Here is a 20737-nt window from a genome sequence, read left to right on the forward strand (position 1 = left end):
TCTTTGACCTCGACCTCGGCAACTTAATGTGCCGTCAGAAGAATAATATGCTAGCTTTTGGAAGTTATCTTAACTCTTCCGAATAGGAGCACGTTATGACAGTCGATCCAAAATTTGATTTAGTATTAGAAAAGGTTCTGAGTATTAGCGCAGAGAAAGCCTGGAAAGGTTGGACAACTCCGGAGCTTATTTGCAAATGGTTCTGCCCAGAACCATGGAAAGTTATCGCTGCAAAAGTGGACCTGAGACCCGGCGGCATCTTTTCTACAACCATGCAATCTCCCGAGGGAGAAACTTTTCCTCCTGGCGACGGCTGCATTCTTGAAGTAGTTCCTGGTAAAAAACTAGTGTGGACGGATGCTTTACTCCCTGAATTCAGACCCGCAACGCCATCTGCTGACTCGCTTGTTTTTACCGCCATTATCACTTTGGAACCAATGGGTAGTGACAAGGTAAAACTGACGGCGATCGCAAAGCACGGCACCGAAGACAATAAAAAGAAACATGAAGAAATGGGTTTCGTACAAGGCTGGGGTATCTGCGCTGATCAACTTGAAAAGCTGATGCAAAATTAAAAAAGGGCGGAGAGCAATCTCCGCTCTTTTATTTACTCATCGCAACTGCGATTTCGGCAGCGACTTTGGCGTTATTCAGAACCAGCTGAATATTGGTCTCAAGACTCTTACCTGCTGTAAGTTCTTTCACCTTACCTAATAGGAACGGCGTTGAATCTTTGCCCTTAACACCTTTTTGATTCATTTCGGTAAGGGCATTGTTAATGACCTTTTCCATCTCTTTAAAATCAAGGGAGTAAGCTTCGGGAACTGGGTTCGCGATAACCACTCCGCCTTTAAGACCTAGTTGCCATTTTGATTTTAAGATCGCTGCCATCTCAGTCGCTGAATCAATCTTAGCATCGACTTTAAATCCACTTTCGCGAGTATAAAACGCTGGAAGATCTGCTGTTTGATAGCCAAGGACCGGAACACCTTTGGTTTCTAGATACTCCAACGTCAAACCGATATCCAAGATAGACTTTGCCCCGGCGCAGATGACAGCAACATTAGTTTGGCCAAGCTCTTCAAGATCTGCGGAAATATCCATTGTCGTTTCGGCTCCACGATGAACGCCACCGATTCCACCTGTTGCAAAGATCTTAATTCCGGCAAGTTCCGCGATGATCATCGTGCTCGCGACCGTTGTTGCACCGTCTTTTTTCTGAGCAACGATAACTGGAATATCACGGCGACTGACTTTTGTGATTTGCATGCCTTTCTTTGCAAAGGCTTCGATCTCTTTAACACTAAGACCTGCACGCAACTCTCCATCGATAATTGCAATGGTTGCTGGGACAGCGCCATGCTCGCGAACTTTACCTTCGACCGCTAATGCCATTTCAAAATTTTGTGGATAAGGCATGCCGTGAGAAATGATGGTGGATTCTAACGCCACAACCGGTTTTCCATTTTTTAAGGCGTTTGCGACTTCATCGGTTAGTTTTACTTGCATGCTCATAATTATTTCCGTCTTAACTGTTTTGTCTATTTAATCACAGGCACTTTTAGAATCGCAATGCCGTTCTCAAGGCAAAGAACTGACTGTCGTCGGAGTCGGTGGATTCTTTAATGAAATCCCCGGCTGCGGTGTAGGAGTACTCAAAATAGATCGAGAACATTTTGTCGATCTTCCATTCTCCTGAAGAGTTCACTTGAGTTGCGGTGAAGCGTTTATCGTTGGTCGCCGCTCTTAGTAGACTGCCGCTGCCACGATAAACTCCGTCGTGGATATTTTCACGCCAGTACCAAGCGATGTTTCCTGCCCACGTTAATGAATCTGAAATTTTCCAAGCAATGCCCGGAACTAAGGCGATGATATTGGGATGCCCAATCTCCCCTGACCAGCCATAGTATTGTCCTCTGGGGAAAAGTGCATTGAAAGTATTGTACTGACCATCATTTGCATCCTTATCACCGGAGATATAACTTGCGAGCATCGTCGCATCAACTGACTGAAGCACAGGGGCTTTCATTCGAGATGCGACACCATAAGCTTGCACATCCAGATCATCATTGTAACGGCCTGCTTGCAGCATAATGTCTGTATCAACATTAAAATGCTCTGTGTTGTAAACCCAGCGAGTTCCTAAAGTGTAAAGCTTGGATGTAAAGTCATCGTAATAAATCAAATAGACATCTGCCGTTGACGGCTCTGCCTTAAGGAGCGAGTTAAAATAAGCGTACGCCAGAATGGTTTCGGCATGTCGGTTATCCACAAATCCTGAAGAGATATCCACAGGATGACCCAGGAAAAACTCAGCATTCACATCTGACTTTAAAAATCCTTTGATACCATCAAAACTTAAACGAGAGTTGGGACCTTCACGCACACCAATTAAAAGCGTCGATCCCACCGGCGATTCTTGACGTCCTAATCGCATATACTTGTTTTCGAAAAATGCTTGATGAATATCTCCGTCATCGCGGTCGGTAGAACTCAAGTTGCCAAACTTATTTGAGATCTCGGAATACTTGGCTTGCAGATATCCGCGCACTCCCGAGTCATTATCTTTTACCTCGACGTGGGCCAGATAACGTTGAAGGAAGTATCCTTGTGATTCATTGGTACCGCGACCGAAATTTGGATGATTGAACCACTCTTCTGACCAGCGAAAGTACCCACCTGCTGTGATTGAAGCAGAAGATTGTTCCTGCGCCGATGCAATAGTAGAAGTTGATAGAAAAACCACAAATGAAATAAGACGAATGATCATGCGCTAGATCATTCGTCAAATATTTGGATTTTGGTAGTTTATTATTTGTTGATATATCTCAAATTAACTAGGCAGTTCCTACCCGTGTTGATGATGTGAGTGGATCCACTATTGTCTAAAATAGCGCTTTTAATGTATTTAACGTCTTCTTGGTAGATTTCAATACCATCGTCACAACCTTGAATAACCAATCTTTTGCCCTCTGAAATTACAACGTTAGAGAGACTTACCGTCATCGGCATGATCACAATGTCACATCCCGATTCAGAATTCAAATCGGCATCATTACACTTGAAGTTGTCATCGCTGCCATTTTGGTACGAAGATACTTCCTCTGAATCCAAGCCATCTCCATCAGTAGGACCTTGAGCATTAAGAACTGTAAGAAGAGAAGTTAGATTATCCGCCTTTGTTACTTGCGGATTCGATGAAGCGAAGTTATCAGCAACACCACCTTGTGCGTGGGCAGCAGTCGTGATTGAAAGAAGAGCTGAAACAAGAACTAGTGCAGATGTGATTTGTTTTTTCATAAAAACCCCTTAGTGATTCGCCGTAATTGGCTTGATGCCTTTCTAATAAAGCAACCGCCGTACCAACGAATACCAAGCTTCTTATGAAGTATATGCGATCTGAGGTAACCTCTGCCGGGATTCCGACAAGGCCCCTTGCCGAGATCTCGGTGGCTGCCGAGACACCAACAGCTAGTCGCGGGGAAAATTACTTATCAAAACTTTCAAGGTTACACTGAAAGGATTCGGACTCTTCGCTTTGAAGATCGATTTTCTCGGCCCAGACTTTGTGGCCAACGGATTCTGTATATTGTAGGATCAATTGTTTGTTATAGTTTGCGGGATCGACAAGGCGAATGATCTCAACCATGTTGCCCTCTTCATCTCGTTCAACGTCTTTATCGCCGACAAGTTTGGTAACAGATCCCTTATATTTAAAGAGCGCTTCAAGGGGATATTCGTCATTGCTTGGACTAATGACAACCGAACGATCTTTATCGCCCTCAACCGAACAGTTGAATTTCCACGAATTCGCAAATGCAAGCGAATGGGCTAACAAAAATACCAACGCAAATAACAAATTCGTTTTCATCACAAAGACTCCCGTAGCATGCTCGTATAATCTGATATTAGGCAGAGTCTTTCAATAGGCGGCGAGTATTATAGCTCCACCGAAAACAGCGACAAATCGGCAGATTTCACTCGAAAAATTTCAAGACATTTTAATAAGTTAAGCGCCCTTTCGGGCGCTTGTTCCACAAGATATACATTTTGAAATGTGTGTGAATTTATCTTCACACTCCAAGCTAGGGCCTTGGAGCCAGGTCATAGCGATCTAAATTCATGACCTTGTTCCAAGCATTCACAAAGTCTTTATAGAACTTATCCTTACCATCATCACTGGCATAAACTTCAGAAATCGCACGCAACTGCGCATGATAACCAAAAACCAAATCAGCAGCGGTGGCAGTCCACTTCGCTTTTCCAGTTTTACGATCTTTGCCTTCGTAAACACCGGCACGAGACGGTTCACTCCATTCGGTATTCATATCCAAAAGATTCGTAAAGAAATCATTACTCAACGTTCCCGGCTTATCGGTGAAAACTCCGTGGCGAGCTTCATCATGATTAACATCTAAAGAACGAAGTCCTCCCAACAACACCGTCATCTCTGGAGCCGTAAGCTTCAAAAGATTCGCGCGATCTAAAAGCATTGTCTCTGGTGAAAGCTTCGCTTTTGATCCCATGTAGTTTCTAAATCCATCTGCTTTTGGTTCCAGAACTGCAAATGAGTGTGCATCTGTCTGTTCTTGTGAAGCATCGGTGCGGCCTGGTGAAAATGGCACCGTGATATTTTGCCCCGCTTTTTTGGCAGCATCTTCTATTGCCGCACATCCACCGAGCACAATTAAATCCGCCAGTGAAACCTGCTTACCAGAAGAGCCTTTGTTGAAGTCTGCTTGTACTTTTTCAAGAGCTTTTAAAGTTTCTCCAAGCTTACGTGGCTCATTCACTGTCCAGGCTTTTTGTGGTTCTAAACGAATGCGCGCACCATTCGCTCCACCACGTCTGTCAGTTCCACGATAAGAAGCTGCTGCTCCCCAAGCCGTTGCAATCAGACGAGATGGATTAATTCCTGCTTCCATGATTTTATTTTTAAGAGTTTTAACATCCTGATCATCGATCATTTTGTAATCAGCTTTAGGAACTGGGTCTTGCCATAACTGCGCTTCTGGAACCCAAGGTCCCCAATAACGAGAAACCGGCCCCATATCGCGATGAAGCAGTTTGTACCAAGCTTTCGCAAAGGCTTCTGCGAACTCTTTCGGGTTTTCATGATACCGCTTAGAGATTTTCGCGTAATCACTATCGGCCTTTAACGCAATGTCAGTCGTTAACATTGTCGGCGCATGCTTTTTACTTGGATCGTGAGCATCGGGAACTGTGTTCTGCGCTTCTTTATTTGTAGGCTTCCACTGATGAGCTCCAGCGGGACTCTTAGTTAATTCCCATTCAAAGTTATGCAGGTTCTCAAAAAAGTTATTCGACCATTTTGTCGGAGTCGTAGTCCACGCGCCCTCAAGTCCACTGGTGATTGCGTCGCCACCTTTTCCTGACTTAAAAGAGCTCTTCCACCCCATACCTTGTGCATGCATAGGGCAACCTTCAGGTTCTGCGCCGACTTTTTTTGCATCACCGGCTCCGTGGGTTTTTCCAAAAGTATGCCCTCCGGCAATCAAGGCAACGGTTTCTTCATCGTTCATCGCCATACGTGCGAAGGTTTCGCGAATATCTTTGGAAGCTGCTTTCGGATCTGGTTTGCCATTTGGCCCCTCGGGATTCACATAAATCAAACCCATTTGTACGGCACCCAGCGGATTTGCTAGATCGCGATCTCCACTGTAACGTTCATCCCCGAGCCATGTGTCTTCAGGTCCCCAGAAAACTTCGACGGGTTCCCACACGTCTTCTCGGCCGAAACCAAAACCAAAGGTTTTAAATCCCATCGATTCCAGGGCGCAATTTCCGGCGAACACTAAAAGATCTGCCCAGGAAACTTTACGACCGTATTTCTGTTTGATCGGCCACAAAAGTCTGCGCGCCTTATCTAAGTTTGCATTGTCGGGCCAACTGTTCAGTGGAGCATATCTTTGTGCTCCGTCGCCACCGCCACCTCGACCGTCTTCAACACGGTAAGTTCCAGCGGCATGCCAACTCATACGAATAAAAAGAGGACCATAGTGACCATAATCTGCCGGCCACCAATCTTGGGAGTTCGTCATCACTGCAAAGATGTCTTTTTTAAGAGCTTCAACGTCTAGCTTTTTGAACTCTTCTGAATATTTGAAGTTACTATCCATTGGATTAGAACGGGACGAATGCGTGTGGAGAACAGACAGATCTAACTGATTCGGCCACCAATCACGATTGTTTCTCGGGCGCATTCCAGTTTTTGGTTCTGGGGCTTTTATGGCGGGATTTTCACTCTCACTTCTTGGTTCTGACATAGCAATCGCTCCTCATAGAAGAAGTTAAATTTCAGTTGGTTTTTACTTAAGAAGTTCACGATAGCCTTGCACTTCGACCTAGAAAACCAATGATCTTAGCCCCGTGTAGGATTACAACAAATCGACATGTATTTATGTCATTTTCGTTCTCAAACTAAAGCCCTACTTCAGCCTAGCTCCGGTGTAAACACGCTGCCCTTTTTATAGATATTTCGTAAGAATAGTAGTCATGAAAAACACAATCAGTACCGCATCCCTGACGTTGCTTCTTACTCTTTCAACCTCATCAGCATTTGCTGAAACTCAAGCCGCGGCACCGGCGCCCAATGATTTCAAAGTTCAGCTAAAGCCAGACACTGCGCCAAAAACTGCGCAAGTGGAACACAAGGCTGTGCATGATGAGCCAGCTGCTCCAAAAAAATCCAAAGTTGCAGCCGCAAAAAGTAAATCTGCTGCATACAAACGTGATATCCGCACAGTTGATAATCAAACCGTTTATGTCGTCAATGCGCGTGCTCCACATTTGTACATGGTCAGCCGCGATCTTTACGGCAACGAAAAGCAATGGAAAGCCATCGCAGATTGGAACTCTATCAAAGCACCATTCAATATCCGCCAAGGGCAAGAGTTAGTTCTTAAAAAAGAGCCAACGCTTTCAACTGCAGAGGCAGATACATTGCTGGTCACAACTTGGACGAACATGAATCGCAAAGACATCGCTGACGAAATTGCGGGAAGCCAACCCGCTCCTGTAGTTAAACCAGAAGTTCCAGAGCCAGTTCCGGTAGCGGTTGCAGCTACAGTAGCAGCACCTCACCCAGAACTTCCACCTCCAGCTCCTGAGACAACAGCTGCCCCGACAGAGCACGTCGAAGAAAAAGCAGCTGAAGTCAAAGAAGAACCTACTGCTGAAGAAGTTGCTAAGAAAGAACCCGTTAAAGAAGAACCAGCGAAAGAGTCCCACGCTCATCACAGCAAATGGATGTTTAAGACATCTATCGCGGTTTCTAAGTTCGCTCTGCAAGGAAAAGCAGAGGATGGATCTTCCGATATCTCTTTGAATTCCGAAATCGACTACGGAATTGAACTTGAAGTGGGCTATCACCTAACGGATAAAACCGAACTAATTTTAGGCGCAGCTGTTGAGAAAATGGATATCGAGCACGACGAACACGTTGGTGAAATCGAAGGACATGCTCAGTACATTGCTAAATACACATTGGGTGCAGAATATAAATTTAATCCCCTTGTGACTCTTGCTGGTTTGGTAAATTACGAGCAAACACCTTTTGTTGAACCTATGCTTGGTGGAGCAGAAGTAAAAACAATCTTCATTCCACAAGTTCAATTGGGTGCAAGATGGAATTTTGTAAATCGCGAAAAATTTAAAATGGCAGCGATCACTGATGCTATTATTTCTTTGCCGACAAATCATGACGGCATGGATTTAAAATCAGGTGGTGGTTACCTAGTTGGTTTGAAGTTCGCAAACCAATTCACTCAGCGCACTTTGACGTACGGAGTTTCGTACCGTGATCTTTATCAAGATACGGATGAATCAAAAAATACTCTGAAAACTTGGTTCGCAAATATCGGGATGATTTGGTAGGACCCCTCGCTTCCGTCTAGTCAGAATCTCTGGCCGTTGACTTACATATATATGTAAATTATATGTAAGTCTATGGCAATTCAATGGGAAAATTTAAAATCTAAGCTTTCTATACTCGCCGACGCCGCTAAGTACGATGCCTCTTGCTCAAGCAGCGGCTCTCAACGCAAACGTGAAAAAGGCGGCATGGGAAATGTCGAGGGCATGGGCATTTGTCATAGCTATGCACCAGACGGTCGTTGCATCAGTTTACTGAAAATCCTGATGACCAATTTCTGCATCTTTGATTGCAAGTACTGCGTGAATCGCGTTTCTAGCGATGTTAAGCGTGCTCGCTTCTTACCTGAAGAAATCGTGCAACTCACTTTAGAATTTTATCGCCGTAATTATATCGAAGGTTTATTTTTAAGCTCGGGCATTATCAGCAGTTCTGATGAAACGATGGAGCAACTTATTCAAGTGGCTCGCTCTTTACGCCAAGATCACAAGTTCCAAGGATATATTCATTTAAAAGTAGTCGCAGGATCGTCTCAAGAATTGATTCTTAAAGCAGGTCAATGGGCAGACCGGGTCAGTGCAAATATTGAAATGCCCGTTCAGGAAGATTTAAATCTTTTGGCTCCGGCAAAAACTATTCAAGAAGCCACAACTTCGATGAATCAAATTGCCGTGCGAGTTGAGGAAGCAAAGGAAGACTTCAAGCGCTCCCCGTTTAAAGCTCCGAAGTTTGCGCCTGCTGGACAAACAACTCAAATGATCGTTGGAGCCACAGAAAGTACTGACTCTGTGATTCTAAATCAGTCGCAAAGTCTTTATAAGAAATATTCCTTACGCCGCGTTTACTACTCTGCCTACAGCCCGATTCCTCATGCCGATGCATTCTTGCCTCGCGGAGAGCCTTCTTTGGTTCGCGAGAATCGCTTGTACCAAGCTGACTGGTTAGTGCGTTTTTATAAATTTGATGCGACAGAACTTACGAGTACGGACACTCCGAATTTACCTTTGGATATTGATCCTAAGACAGCATGGGCGCTTCGCAATCGTCATGCTTTCCCGATCAATGTGAATACTGCGACTCGTGAGGAGCTTTTGCGTATTCCTGGATTTGGCGTCAAGAACGTTGAACGTATTCTGCAAATGCGACCGTTTAAGAAAATCTCTTTGATGGATATCGCAAAATTAAGAATTCCTTTGAAACGGGCAAAGTACTTCATTGTTACATCTGATCACAATCCCGATGCACTTTTGATTGATGCGAATAATTTGAAGGAACGAATCAAACCGGTCGATACACAACTCTCACTATTTGATCTGAAGTTTTCAGCGGCATCTGGTGATCTGTGAATTGGAATCAATGGCGCGAGAAAGCTCGCAAACAACTCATGGATGGGATTGCTCCAGCGGAAGCCGCTTGGAGTGAGAATCCTGCATTTGAATTTGCGGTGATGCAAAGAAAGCCACTCGTAAAACCTGTGATCCCTAAAGAATTCTTAGATATCGCTCCTTTGATTGCGGCGGCTCGTGATCCGGGTCGTTGGAACTTGTTGTACAGACTGGTTTATCGCCTTAACCACGAAAACAATCACCTGCTGAATATCGTCACCGATACAGATGTAAGGCGTGCGATGGACTTGGTTAAGTCCGTTCGCAAAGACATTCATAAAATGCATGCCTTTGTACGCTTTAAAAAAATCATAATCGACGGGCAAGAAAGCTACATCGCTTGGCATAAGACAGAACACTTGATCATGGAATTAGGTGCCCCCTTCTTCATGCGCCGTTTTAGTGATAAGCCATGGTCCATATTTTCTCCGGATGCTTCAGCTCACTGGAACTTGAAAGAGCTGACTTATGCTAAAGGAATGGCCGAGCACGAGTTCAAACACGAAGATGACTTTGACGAAGTCTGGAAGACTTATTACAAATCGATCTTTAATCCTGCTCGCTTAAATCTAAAAATGATGAAGCAAGAAATGTCTCCGAAATACTGGTCAAGTATGCCGGAAACTGCGCTGATTCATGAATTGGTTAGAGAAGTTCCACAGCGTCTACAAATGATGGCTACAGCTCCTCAAGTTAGGGCCGAGGTTCCAAAAAATATTTCCGTCGATAAAATGAAAGAGCTTTCCAAGAAATGCTCTGTTTGTCCTTGGGCTCAACACGCGACTCAGACTGTTTTTGGTGAGGGTCCCTTGAATGCTAAGATTATGATCGTCGGCGAACAACCAGGTTCTGAAGAGGATATCGCTGGTCACACTTTTGTGGGACCTGCAGGCAGAGTATTTTCAGAAATCATGAAAGAGCTGGGACTTAAGCGCGAGTCGGCTTACATCACCAACGCCGTCAAACACTACAAATGGACTCCGAGTGAAGATGGCAAAGCCCGCATTCATAAAAAACCAAGCGGCACCGACATGCACGCCTGCAAACCTTGGCTAGAGGCAGAGATCGCAGCAGTTAAACCGAAAGTCATCATTGCTCTCGGCGCCACGGCCGCGACTTCAATTCTTGGACGATTAGTAAAAATAAATGAAGCGCGCGAGCGCATCGTTCAAAACAACTCCTTCGCCCCGAACATCATTATCTCTTGGCATCCATCCGCAATACTGCGTGCGTTTGACAAAAACGATGCTATCGAGAAACGCGCGCAGCTTAAGAGTGATTTGGAAAGAGCGTTCCTATTAGCAAACGCTCCCTCCCCATCGCCGTATCCTTAATTTCTAATTACCAATATTTTTCAACAGCGCGAACTTCGATCGCTCCACCAAGACGAGCCGCAGGAATACGTGATGCTAAAGCGATCGCGGCCTCCATATTTTCTGCTTCAAAAATAGAATAGCCGCCTAAGCCTTCAGGTAAATAAGAGCCATCTTTGACAACAGTTTTACCGTCGCGCAACTGAACTGTTTTTGCAGTGTTTGGAAGACCCAACGGATAGCCTGGTTCTAGGCCTGCCGTTTTACTGAGTTCCGCATAGTCTTTATAAATCTGCTTTTGCTCATCTTGTGAAAGAGCATTCCAACGATCAGTCCCTGGCAATGGGGACGTTCCATGATAGATCAAAAGGATAAATTTCATTTGATACTCCTATAAATTCCTACGTTATTTCATATAGTTAAAATATAATGGGAAAAGGCGCCTGCTCCCGTCACATCGATCCTATTTGCTTCGTCATAGCTATGACGGATGAACCCAAACGGTTGTGACAGGAAAAGAAAGACAGATGGAAAAAAAAGACTGGCTTACTAAAAACTTTGAAGATTCCCGTAAGCACTTAAAGGCCGTGGCTTATCAAATGCTTGGCTCAACGGGCGAAGCCGAAGACGCTGTTCAAGAAGCCTGGATCAGATTGAACCGTTCTGAATCTGAAAAAATCGAAAATCTGCAAGGTTGGCTAACCACCGTTGTGTCGCGTGTTTGCTTGGACATGCTGAGATCCAGAAAATCGAAGCGTGAAGAATCACTCGACAGTGCCTCCCATGAAAATACACCTGAAACCAAAGGCAATCCCGAGTCTGAAAATATGATTGCTGATTCCGTTGGTCCTGCATTGCTACTCATTTTAGATCAGCTAACACCGACTGAAAGAATCGCATTCGTCTTACATGATATCTTTGATGTGTCGTTTGAAGAGATCGGTCCCATCATTGATCGCGGCGAAGACGCCACCAGACAGCTCGCAAGCCGAGCTCGTCGCAGAATCAAAGGCACTCCCACTGTTCAAGATAACTCAGAACGAGAGCGCGAAATGGTCTCTGCATTTTTAGCTGCCTCTCGCGATGGGAATTTTGATGCTTTGATTCGACTTCTGCATCCAGACGCCGTGTTAAGAGCCGACACAACTGCGATCAAAATTTCACAGGCCAATAAAGATAAAGGTGCCCCTCAATTTCAGCCACAACTCACTGGTGCTGAAACTGTGGCAAATACCTTTAAAGGAAAAGCCTCTGCGGCCCAATTGGCCTTGGTTAATGGTAACTATGCGGGAACTTGGGCTCCGGCAGGTAAGCCTGTTGTTGTATTTAGCTTTACGTTTGCAGAAGGAAAAATCATGGCTATTGAAATTATCATGGACCCGGATAAGCTTAACACTCTGAACGTCGATATTGTTTCACAGCCTTAGAATAGAAAGAGGACTAACATGAGCAAACCAAACGCAAAAGTGGATACTTTTATTAAGTCCTCTAAGAAATGGAAAACCGAAGCTGTCTTCTTTCGAAAACTCGCAATCGAATGTGGTTTGGACGAAGAACTTAAGTGGAATCTTCCTACTTACACCTTAAACGGAAATAACATCGTTATGTTCCAAGCATTTAAAGACTACGGCGCCATCATGTTCTTTAAAGGTGTCCTAATCAAAGATCCAAAGAAATTACTTAAGGCCCCGGGGGAAAACTCCAATATCGTACGACGCTATGAGTTCGACGAGGAAACTGATTTAACTAAAGCAAAAACCGCGCTTAAGGGTTTCATTAAGCAAGCTATCAAGTTAGAGTCCGAGGGCGCTAAAATCGAAAAGACAAAGCCTGCGCCAATTACAGGTTTTCCTATCGAGTTTAAAGCCGCACTTAGTAAGAACAAAAAATTAAAAGCAGCTTTTGATAAGCTAACACCAGGACGACAAAGACTTTATGTCATTCACATTTCATCTGCAAAGCAGTCTGCCACCAGACTCTCACGCATTGAAAAGTGCATTCCAAAGATCCTTAAAGGCCTGGGACTTAACGAGTAATATCTCATCAAGGAGAATCACATGAGTTCAAAATCATTCTATGACTTTTCAATGAAACGTATCAACGGAAGCAACGCCAACCTATCTGACTATAAAGGCAAAGCCTTGCTGGTTGTGAACGTAGCTTCTGAATGCGGCTTGACTCCTCAATACGAAGCTTTAGAAAAAGTTTATCAAAAATACCAAGCACAAGGATTTGAAGTTCTTGGCTTCCCAGCAAATGAATTTGGCGCTCAAGAGCCTGGATCAAATGCGCAAATCCAAGAGTTCTGTACTTCTAAATTCGGTATCAAATTTCCGATGTTTGAAAAGATCGTAGTAAAAGGCAATGGCACTCATCCATTGTACCAATACTTGGTTGAAACAATGCCAAAAGCTACTTCCCCTGACGGCGATGCTTTTGAAACAAAACTTAAAGAGTACGGAATCAATCGCGACAAAGCCCACGAGATCCTTTGGAACTTTGAAAAGTTTTTGATAGGTCGCGATGGCAAAGTGATCGCGCGCTTTAACCCAGATGTTACGCCTGATCACCCGGCTCTAGTAAAAGCTATCGAAACGGCTATCGGCTAAAATAGCATCGCGCTAAGCCTATTAATAGTGCTGATACTTTTCTTGATTAAGTCGGCTTGGGTATTATTCCCAAGCCGCTCATAGTCTCTCAAGGCATTCTCTCTGATCGCAATTTCGGATCTAATAATAGTTTGAATGTCTTGCTTGTTTAATTTCCTACGAGGCACTTCTGTTTTCGTAGAATCTTTAAGGCTAGCGATTTCCTCTTGAGTCCAAGCACTGCTATTATCCAAAGCTGACATGATCTCGCGGATTGTGCTGACGTCTTCTTTATCTCTTTTTGCAATTGCCGATTTTAGTTCGACTGATAAAAAATCCCTGAACTTATCAACAACATCTTCCATAACTACTTCGTCTTATCATCGATGTACTGAAAGTACGCTTTACAAAGTGGATTGTCTTCCTTGATACGGTTGTAGCGTAAAGGTTTATCCATGCGGCGAGCTTTGCAGCGATTTACGATGGGACCGATCAAAGCGCCTGGGCGCTCTTTTAAAATTGGTTCCGCTTCCTCGCGGCAAGCACGATCAGCACCGTTCCATGCCGACAGACATACTTCCTTATCTAAGTTGTAGCAGATTCCTTGAGGGCTCGATGTACCGCAAGGCTGTTGCGATAGACCCTCTTCGATTTCGCGCTGAACGACGTAAGTGTTCATGATGTGAATCGCAAAGATAACGATACACAGAGATCCCGCGCCGATTTCCCAGTTGGCAGAAACTCCCAACAAGCGCGCGACAGGACGGAAATAAATGATCAATACGCCAATTATAAACAGAACGATGTACAAGATATCAGCCATACAATTAGCATATCAGGATCATTAGGATTGAATAGCACTAAAATGTGCCCTAATACAAAGTCATGTAACTTTAGTTGGAGGTTCTTTATGAAACGATTCCTAGCAATTTATACTGGCACCGGAACGACTGATAAAATGAAACAGTGGAATGCGATGGATGAAGCCACTCGCAAAAAGAAAGAAAACGACGCCATGATTGCGTGGACAAAATGGGGCGAGAAATATGCTAAAGCCATTTTGGATGATGGTGCGCCACTTGGGAAAACAAAGAAGATTGATATGAATGGAATCACTGACATCAGAAACATGATGGCAGCCTACACAATCGTTCAAGCAGAATCACACGAAGAAGCAGCCAAGATGTTCCTAGAGCATCCCCACTTCTCGATCTTTCCGGGAGATGCCGTAGAAATTATGGAATGCCTGCCGATGCCTCAGATGTAATTCTAGCTGGCTTGCTGGACGATCTTAAGTTCCAAGCAAGCCAGTAGTGCGATCACGATGATTTCTAAGATGAAGTATGCAATCGCAAGTGCACTTAGTTGACTAAAGAAAAGCACAACCACTGACAGAGTGCTCACACAGTAAATCAAATTTGCGATGGCGATACCCTTAAGCCACTTCCCTGGCTTTCTATTCAAACGGAAGCAAGACAGCGAATACAACGAGAATACCACTGCAACCGAGGATAAAGCCGCTAACACATTTATCGGCATGCCCGTGTTTAATTTCGGTAGAAGAATTCCAATAATCGCCGCACTTAAAAAAGCGCCTGCTCCATCAATAAAGAAAATGTTTTGCTGTATGAATCTCATATTACTTCATCTCGTCTTCGAGTTTGCGAATAGCTTGAACGATGTCTAAAAATTTCTTTCCGAAATCTGTGTACACGTACTCGACTCGTGGAGGGACTTCGGGATGTTCGATCTTGTTGATGATTTCATACTTCTGAAGTTTGCGAAGTCTTTCGTTAAGTACCTTCGTAGTTAGTCCATCTTTTTCGCGAACCATCGCGCCTGGGCGATTAATGCCTTTATCGATCATATCAAGTATCGACATGGACCATTTACAGCCCACGATATCCTCGACTAGAAACTTCACGTCATATTTTTTTTCGCTCATAAGATCCTCAAGATGTACCGTTTAGTACCTACCGCACCACTTTGTAACTACTTGTTATCGTTTAGAAAAATCCCATAATGGAAAACGAAACAAGGAGTGATTATGAAAGCACTACCACTAAAAGTACAAGAATGGCTGAACACTACTGAAGGTTACAACCTCGATGTCACAGCTCCAAGAGTAAAAGTGATCCATGCATTTCAGATGCTATGTCCTGGATGTGTTTATCACGGCATCCCACAAACTATCGAGCTGTTTGAGCGCCTTAAAGGTCATGACATCGATGTCGTGGGACTGCACACCGTTTTTGAAAATCACCACGCGATGGGACCTGAAGCCCTCAAGGTCTTTATCAAAGAATGGCGACTTCCATTCCCGGTGGGCATTGATGAGCACAAGGACGGCAAGTGGATGCCGGAAACCATGAAGGCGTATGACCTTCAGGGAACACCGACCACGATCGTCATCGATCAACAGGGCGAAGTTCGCGTTCAGCATTTTGGAATCATCGACACAGAACAATTAATTAACTTTGTTTTGGAATTATCCAAACAAACTCTAACCAACAAACAGGCCTAAGGAGGTCTTTATGAACATCTCGTTAATAAACCCACAAGACACTACTGGCTCGCACAAAAAAATGCTCGACCAAATTGAAAAAGGATTCGGCAAAGTTCCAAACATGTTCCTTGCTATCGGTAACTCACCCGCAGCTTTAGAAAGCATGTGGGCTTCATTCGGAGCTTTGAGCAAAGGTAAACTGGGCGCGAAGCTTGGAGAAAAAATCGCGGTCCTAGTCGCTGACATCAATCGCTGTGAATACTGCTTGGCAGCCCACACTGTGCTGGGACAGAAAGCCGGAGCGACAGCGGGAGAAATGGCAGCAGCTCAAGCCGGTGAAGCAAACGACACTCGCACACAAGCCGCTTTGAATTTCGCAAGAAGACTGGTGAAAACTCGCGGCCAAGTTGATGCAAAAGACATTGCCGATGTTAGAGCCGTTTTCAGCGAGGAAGAAATGGCCGAGATCTTGGCCCATGTGGCGCTAAACACATTTACGAACTACACAAACGTAGCGTTCGGCGTTCCAGTGGACTTCCCTTCCGTTCCGCTGAGATAATTTTCCTTCAAAAGGAGGACGCAAATGTCCTCCTTTTACCATTTGTCAGTTTTGACACTAATAATGTCATTTTACACAATTCAAACGGACGGCGTTCTGGGGCATTCTTTTCTCATCAGAAGATAACAATCTTAAAGGAGAACAAGATGAACACTTCAGTAAACGCAAAAACAGAATACGCAAATATTTCTAACAACCCCTCGATCGCTTACAGATCTATTGGCCAAGGTTACCCAATCATTTTGGCGAATCGTTTTAGAGGAAATCTTGATACTTGGGATCCAGCTTTCCTAGATGCTTTGGCAAAAACTAATCGCGTGATCACTTACGACTATGTTGGCACTGGATTATCTAAAGGCACTCAATCTGATTCAAATCTAAAAATGGCGACTGAGATCAAAGAACTTGCCGAAGCCTTAGGTATTAAAAAATTCGCGATTGGTGGATGGTCTTACGGCGGTATGATCGCACAAATGGCACTGACTGAATTCCCAGAGATGATTTCTCACGGGATTATGATTGGTACACGCTTGCCAGGTCCTGATGTAGCCCCTCCCCAAAAAGTATTCTTTGAGCGTGCTTTGAAAGCCGTAAACGACTTGGATGATGAGACTGTTTTGTTCTTTAATCCTGAGTATCCTGCGAGTGTCAAAGCTGCGAAAGAATCTCACGACCGCATTGCTGCTCGTAAATCTGATAATGACGTCGCTATGACTGAGGCTCAGTGGAATAACTTGTTAACTAGTCGTGACTATGTGGAAGACAAACACGGCACTTACAAAAAACTTCAAGAAACTAAAATTCCAGTTCTTGGATTATTGGGTGAGAATGACATTAGCTTTGCCGCCGAAGACTGGTTCACAGCTAAAGGTAAATTCCCAACTGTCAGCATGATGTACTTTGCGCAAACTGGTCACGGACCTCAACATCAGTTCCCAGAGCTTTCAGCTAAATACATCAACGAATTCATTCAGCACTAACTGAGTAAGAGCGGGGCACCAAGCCCCGCTTATCTATCTTCTCGCCACCGAGAACTTTGTACGATACTCCCCTGGGGTAAGCCCAATCACTTTATGAAAAACTTTACGGAAGGCACTGGTGTCTTCGTAGCCGACTTTCCAAGAGATCTCTTCGATATTCTTATTCGTAAATTCTAACATCTCGCGGGCCTTCGCGACTCGTACTTGCTGACAATATTCTGTCGGGTTCAATCCCGTGGCTTTTTTGAATCTGCGAATGAAAGTTCGCTCTTCCATCCCGGCCTTATCCGCCATTAAGTTCAACGTTACGCCTTGAGCCCCCGTTGCTTGCAACCAGTGCTGCACTTTTACGATTTGCTCATCCCCATGATGCAACTGCGGAGAAAAGCTTGAATAAAAACGCTGCTCACGCCCAGGAGGATCGACCAACAAAAAGCGCGACGTCTGCACCATCACTGTGGAACCGAAAAGACGATCCACAAGTTTAAGCCCCAGATCAATCCATGCCATCAGGCCACCAGCGGTGATCACGTCACCGTCATCAATTACTAGCTTTTCGATTTGTAGATCTACCTTTGGAAAACGATTTTGGAACTCCTCCTTAAACAACCAGTGAGTCGTGGCTCCCCTGCCGTTAAGCAGTCCTGTTTCCCCCAGCACAAATGCACCAGAACATACCGAACAGACGGACACTCCACTTTTGTGTTGTTTCGTCACCCACTCAGCCCAAGGGCTCGCCGCCTCTGGAGTGATAAGTTTATTCAAGCTTGGAGGAATCAAAATGAATGAGGGTTTATTCGCTCCCAACTCTGGATGAGTGTCAAAGACACACTCCATTTCATTCTTCTTTTGATTTTTGATCTTCCAATGAGAAATGCGGATGAATCTGTTCTCGTCTGGGAGATAATCTGCCATATAGCGGTTCGCAATCTCAAAAAGATCCATCAGGCCATACACAGCTGAGGGCTGGTAGTTCTGATAGAGGAGGATTGCGATCTCGGTCGGGCCTTTGGATTTGGTTTTCAGGTCTTTCTTAGGCATATGTCAATTATAGACCTATTTATGTCATTTCTGGCAATTCAAATTAGGGCTCAAAAGGAGCATTCTGTATTCATCAAAGACACACAGTCTTAAAAACACAGGAGGAATATATGAACTCATCAGCTAACGGTAACCAAAAAACAGTTGTTCTAATTCACGGCGCTTGGATGACTCCGACTTCTTGGAACCCATTCAAAAACTACTTTGAAGCTCACGGGTACAATGTGCTTGTTCCAACTTGGCCGTACTTGGATCGCCCTATCGAAGACATCCGTAACAACCCAGGTGATGAGTTCGGCAGCCTGTCTTTACAAAAAATCGCTGACCACTATGAGGAGATCATCAGACAACTTCCTGAAGCTCCTCTGCTAATCGGTCACTCGATGGGTGGCTTGGTAACTCAGATTCTTTTAGACAGAGGCGTGGGTGCTGCGGGCGTGGTCATCGATTCCGCTCCGATTGGTGGTATTATCGCTGATTTCCGCTCGATCGCATCTGTATTGCCGATCTTGCTCCGCTCTGGCGGTTGGAAAAAACCTTTCGTGTTAACTAAAGAAGCGTTCGACGAAAACTTTGCGAACACTGCTCCGAAAGATCAAAGGGACGCTGACTATGTCAAAGAAGTGATCCCTGCTCCAGGCCGCATCTTCTTTGAAGCTGCTTTGTCGATCGGTACTTTTGTCGATGCTAAAAACCGCAAACAACCACTGCTTGTGATCGCGGGAGAGAAAGATCGCACTACTGCTCCAGCTCTTGTGCGCTCGATCTTTAAAAAACAATCGAAAGCAAAAGCTCGCACTGATTTCTTAAGCTTCGATGGTGTTTCTCACTACTTGGTTGCTGAACCAGGTTGGGAAAAAGTCGCTGAGGCGAGCCTTAACTGGGCGAACAATGTACATCATGCTTAATTAGTTCACATACTGCGGGGGATTTTCCTCCGCAGTACACTTTGATATTTATCTAACTATCTGTAATTGCGTGCGAAACCCACTGTCTGGACAGATTCTAGAGTTTCGTGTATCCTCTCTTACATGTCGACGTCGAAAACAATCCGTTTAACGGATAAACAATTTGAACAAATCGGAAAAGCTCTCGCAGAGCCACGCCGTTATTTGATCCTTAAACAAATTGGTTCCTGCAAGGGCGACAACTCCATGGCTTGCAGTGCTTTGCAAGAAGAGCACGACATCAGTGCGGCGACTCTCTCCCATCATATTAAAGAACTTGAAACCGCGGGCTTGGTAGAGATCACTCGCGAAGGTAAGTTCATGCGTCTGTCGGTTCAGCGCGAAGTTTTGCATGCTTACTTGGATAAGCTTGCTAAGATCTAGTTAACCTCCCCAGCTTTTATAATTCAAAATTCCCCAATGATATTCACAACCGCTTCGGTTGCTGGGTGCGCCATTTTGCTATCCGAAACAACGTAAAGACCTGGCCTCCATCGAATTTCTACCTCCATATCTATGCGTACTCATTCGGTTATTTCGATAGTTAGATAATTATCTAACCGTCACATTGACATTGGATTTTTCATTTCGATATTTATCTAAGTATCGAACAATAAAACCCCGACACAGATCGGGCTAAAACGGAGTGAATCCAGTGAAAAAGTTAAATGGCAAAGTGGCGATAGTAACAGGTGCATCTAAAGGTATTGGCGCAGCTATCGCAAAAGAATACGCGGCAAACGGAGCAATGGTTGTTGTGAACTACTCCTCCAGCAAAGAAGACGCTGACAGAGTAGTTAAAGAAATCGTCGCAAATGACGGAAAAGCTATTGCAGTTCAAGGCAGTGTTGCCAAGGCTGACGATGTAAAACGAATCTTTGAGGAGACTAAAAAAACATTCGGTAAATTAGACATCTTGGTTAACAACGCCGGCGTTTACAAATTCACGACCATCGAAGAAGTCACCGAAGAAGAATTCCACCGCCAATTCAACACCAACGTTTTGGGTATTTTGTTAAGCACACGCGAAGCTGTAAAACACTTCTCCCCTGAAGGTGGCAGCATTATCAACGTTAGCTCTGTTGTCAGCACAAGTCCTATGCCAGGCACTGCGATCTATGCTGCAACGAAAGGTGCCGTTGATACTTTGACTATCGGCCTTTCCCGCGAACTGGCTGGTCGCAAAATCCGCGTAAATAATATCGCTCCAGGCGGCGTCGAAACCGAAGGCTCCATCACTTTGGGTATGATCGGCAGCGATATGGAGAAAAACATCGTCGCTCAGACTCCATTGGGTCGTATCGGCCAGCCTCAAGATATCGCGAAAATCGCTCTATTCCTGGGCTCGGATGACTCTGCTTGGGTTACCGGCGAGCGTATCCAAGGTGCCGGCGGGCTTCGCTAGGTATTACTTAATTTCAGAGGAAGGAGGCTCCAAGTGGAACATTTTGGCAGTGATAACTTAATGGTGTTTTTGTTGGCCGCTTTTTCCGGCTTGGGCCTCTTTCGGAATGGCCTTGTCAG

Annotated in this window: 25 protein-coding genes; 14 read left to right on the plus strand and 11 right to left on the minus strand. The window is 44.6% G+C overall.

Annotated features, from left to right (window positions below):
• Positions 1-95: 95 nt before the first annotated feature.
• Entirely contained in the window at positions 96-575 is a 480-nt protein-coding gene (locus ACLVWP_RS17665) for an SRPBCC family protein (RefSeq protein ID WP_413558980.1), read from the plus strand.
• Positions 576-603: 28 nt separating this feature from the next.
• Here ACLVWP_RS17665 and ACLVWP_RS17670 read toward each other — a convergent pair whose 3' ends face one another.
• The 5 genes from ACLVWP_RS17670 to katG form a co-directional block, all read right to left on the minus strand.
• Entirely contained in the window at positions 604-1518 is a 915-nt protein-coding gene (locus ACLVWP_RS17670; protein WP_413561592.1) for a pseudouridine-5'-phosphate glycosidase, read from the minus strand.
• 43 nt (positions 1519-1561) lie between these two features.
• Entirely contained in the window at positions 1562-2770 is a 1209-nt protein-coding gene (locus tag ACLVWP_RS17675; RefSeq protein WP_413558981.1) for an alginate export family protein, read from the minus strand.
• 41 nt (positions 2771-2811) lie between these two features.
• A complete protein-coding gene (locus ACLVWP_RS17680; RefSeq protein WP_413558982.1) occupies positions 2812-3300 on the minus strand; it encodes a hypothetical protein in 489 nt (162 codons plus the stop codon).
• A 187-nt stretch (positions 3301-3487) separates the two neighbouring features.
• On the minus strand, positions 3488-3871 hold the full coding sequence (locus ACLVWP_RS17685; protein ID WP_413558983.1) for a hypothetical protein: 384 nt from the start codon (positions 3869-3871) through the stop codon (positions 3488-3490).
• 214 nt (positions 3872-4085) lie between these two features.
• Positions 4086-6287 carry a catalase/peroxidase HPI gene (katG, locus tag ACLVWP_RS17690; RefSeq protein WP_413558984.1) on the minus strand — a complete coding sequence of 734 codons (2202 nt, stop codon included), beginning with the start codon at positions 6285-6287 and terminating at the stop codon, positions 4086-4088.
• Between the two features lie 229 nt (positions 6288-6516).
• Here katG and ACLVWP_RS17695 point away from each other — a divergent pair, with 229 nt between their 5' ends.
• The 3 genes from ACLVWP_RS17695 (at position 6517) to ACLVWP_RS17705 (ending at position 10613) form a co-directional block, all read left to right on the plus strand.
• Positions 6517-7896, plus strand: coding sequence for a hypothetical protein (locus ACLVWP_RS17695; protein WP_413558985.1), 1380 nt, complete (start codon positions 6517-6519; stop codon positions 7894-7896).
• 72 nt (positions 7897-7968) lie between these two features.
• Positions 7969-9240 (plus strand): putative DNA modification/repair radical SAM protein, encoded by a 1272-nt coding sequence (locus ACLVWP_RS17700; protein WP_413558986.1) that lies wholly within the window; start codon positions 7969-7971, stop codon positions 9238-9240.
• The gene (locus ACLVWP_RS17705; protein ID WP_413558987.1) at positions 9237-10613 is read left to right on the plus strand and encodes a UdgX family uracil-DNA binding protein; all 1377 of its coding nucleotides are present in this window, start codon (positions 9237-9239) and stop codon (positions 10611-10613) included. The genes ACLVWP_RS17700 and ACLVWP_RS17705 overlap by 4 nt, the downstream gene beginning before the upstream one ends.
• Positions 10614-10620: 7 nt before the next feature.
• Here ACLVWP_RS17705 and ACLVWP_RS17710 read toward each other — a convergent pair whose 3' ends face one another.
• The gene (locus ACLVWP_RS17710) at positions 10621-10974 is read right to left on the minus strand and encodes a YciI family protein (protein ID WP_413558988.1); all 354 of its coding nucleotides are present in this window, start codon (positions 10972-10974) and stop codon (positions 10621-10623) included.
• A gap of 145 nt (positions 10975-11119) precedes the next feature.
• On the opposite strand from ACLVWP_RS17710, the gene ACLVWP_RS17715 reads away from it, so the two are divergent.
• The 3 genes from ACLVWP_RS17715 to ACLVWP_RS17725 are packed head-to-tail and all read left to right on the plus strand — an operon-like array spanning position 11120 to position 13201.
• The gene (locus tag ACLVWP_RS17715) at positions 11120-12019 is read left to right on the plus strand and encodes a sigma-70 family RNA polymerase sigma factor (protein ID WP_413558989.1); all 900 of its coding nucleotides are present in this window, start codon (positions 11120-11122) and stop codon (positions 12017-12019) included.
• Between the two features lie 18 nt (positions 12020-12037).
• Positions 12038-12628 (plus strand): YdeI/OmpD-associated family protein, encoded by a 591-nt coding sequence (locus ACLVWP_RS17720; protein WP_413558990.1) that lies wholly within the window; start codon positions 12038-12040, stop codon positions 12626-12628.
• Positions 12629-12649: 21 nt separating this feature from the next.
• The gene (locus ACLVWP_RS17725; RefSeq protein ID WP_413558991.1) at positions 12650-13201 is read left to right on the plus strand and encodes a glutathione peroxidase; all 552 of its coding nucleotides are present in this window, start codon (positions 12650-12652) and stop codon (positions 13199-13201) included.
• Here ACLVWP_RS17725 and ACLVWP_RS17730 read toward each other — a convergent pair.
• The gene (locus ACLVWP_RS17730; protein ID WP_413558992.1) at positions 13198-13545 is read right to left on the minus strand and encodes a hypothetical protein; all 348 of its coding nucleotides are present in this window, start codon (positions 13543-13545) and stop codon (positions 13198-13200) included. The two genes, ACLVWP_RS17725 and ACLVWP_RS17730, sit on opposite strands and share 4 nt — an antisense overlap.
• Positions 13546-13547: 2 nt before the next feature.
• Positions 13548-14003, minus strand: coding sequence for a hypothetical protein (locus ACLVWP_RS17735; RefSeq protein WP_413558993.1), 456 nt, complete (start codon positions 14001-14003; stop codon positions 13548-13550).
• 87 nt (positions 14004-14090) lie between these two features.
• Here ACLVWP_RS17735 and ACLVWP_RS17740 point away from each other — a divergent pair, with 87 nt between their 5' ends.
• Complete coding sequence (locus ACLVWP_RS17740; protein ID WP_413558994.1) at positions 14091-14447, plus strand: hypothetical protein; 357 nt, start codon at positions 14091-14093, stop codon at positions 14445-14447.
• A 2-nt stretch (positions 14448-14449) separates the two neighbouring features.
• On the opposite strand, the gene ACLVWP_RS17745 is transcribed toward ACLVWP_RS17740, so the two are convergent.
• Both ACLVWP_RS17745 and ACLVWP_RS17750 read right to left on the minus strand, forming a co-directional pair.
• Positions 14450-14818: a hypothetical protein gene (locus tag ACLVWP_RS17745; RefSeq protein WP_413558995.1), complete on the minus strand. Its 369-nt coding sequence runs from the start codon at positions 14816-14818 to the stop codon at positions 14450-14452.
• A 1-nt stretch (position 14819) separates the two neighbouring features.
• Complete coding sequence (locus ACLVWP_RS17750) at positions 14820-15125, minus strand: winged helix-turn-helix transcriptional regulator (protein WP_413558996.1); 306 nt, start codon at positions 15123-15125, stop codon at positions 14820-14822.
• 102 nt (positions 15126-15227) lie between these two features.
• On the opposite strand from ACLVWP_RS17750, the gene ACLVWP_RS17755 reads away from it, so the two are divergent.
• From ACLVWP_RS17755 to ACLVWP_RS17765, 3 genes are all read left to right on the plus strand, one after another.
• Positions 15228-15704, plus strand: coding sequence for a peroxiredoxin family protein (locus tag ACLVWP_RS17755; protein WP_413558997.1), 477 nt, complete (start codon positions 15228-15230; stop codon positions 15702-15704).
• A 10-nt stretch (positions 15705-15714) separates the two neighbouring features.
• Positions 15715-16245, plus strand: coding sequence for a carboxymuconolactone decarboxylase family protein (locus ACLVWP_RS17760; RefSeq protein WP_413558998.1), 531 nt, complete (start codon positions 15715-15717; stop codon positions 16243-16245).
• A gap of 146 nt (positions 16246-16391) precedes the next feature.
• Complete coding sequence (locus ACLVWP_RS17765) at positions 16392-17225, plus strand: alpha/beta fold hydrolase (RefSeq protein ID WP_413558999.1); 834 nt, start codon at positions 16392-16394, stop codon at positions 17223-17225.
• A gap of 33 nt (positions 17226-17258) precedes the next feature.
• On the opposite strand, the gene ACLVWP_RS17770 is transcribed toward ACLVWP_RS17765, so the two are convergent.
• Entirely contained in the window at positions 17259-18266 is a 1008-nt protein-coding gene (locus tag ACLVWP_RS17770) for a GlxA family transcriptional regulator (protein ID WP_413559000.1), read from the minus strand.
• Positions 18267-18376: 110 nt separating this feature from the next.
• Here ACLVWP_RS17770 and ACLVWP_RS17775 point away from each other — a divergent pair, with 110 nt between their 5' ends.
• The 3 genes from ACLVWP_RS17775 (at position 18377) to ACLVWP_RS17785 (ending at position 20618) form a co-directional block, all read left to right on the plus strand.
• Positions 18377-19174 carry an alpha/beta hydrolase gene (locus ACLVWP_RS17775; RefSeq protein ID WP_413559001.1) on the plus strand — a complete coding sequence of 266 codons (798 nt, stop codon included), beginning with the start codon at positions 18377-18379 and terminating at the stop codon, positions 19172-19174.
• Positions 19175-19297: 123 nt separating this feature from the next.
• Complete coding sequence (locus tag ACLVWP_RS17780) at positions 19298-19597, plus strand: ArsR/SmtB family transcription factor (protein WP_413559002.1); 300 nt, start codon at positions 19298-19300, stop codon at positions 19595-19597.
• A 271-nt stretch (positions 19598-19868) separates the two neighbouring features.
• A complete protein-coding gene (locus ACLVWP_RS17785) occupies positions 19869-20618 on the plus strand; it encodes an SDR family NAD(P)-dependent oxidoreductase (protein WP_413559003.1) in 750 nt (249 codons plus the stop codon).
• Positions 20619-20737: the final 119 nt, after the last annotated feature.

Origin of the sequence: Bdellovibrio sp. HCB209, from assembly GCF_047306065.1 — a bacterium.
Taxonomy (GTDB): Bacteria; Bdellovibrionota; Bdellovibrionia; order Bdellovibrionales; family Bdellovibrionaceae; genus Bdellovibrio.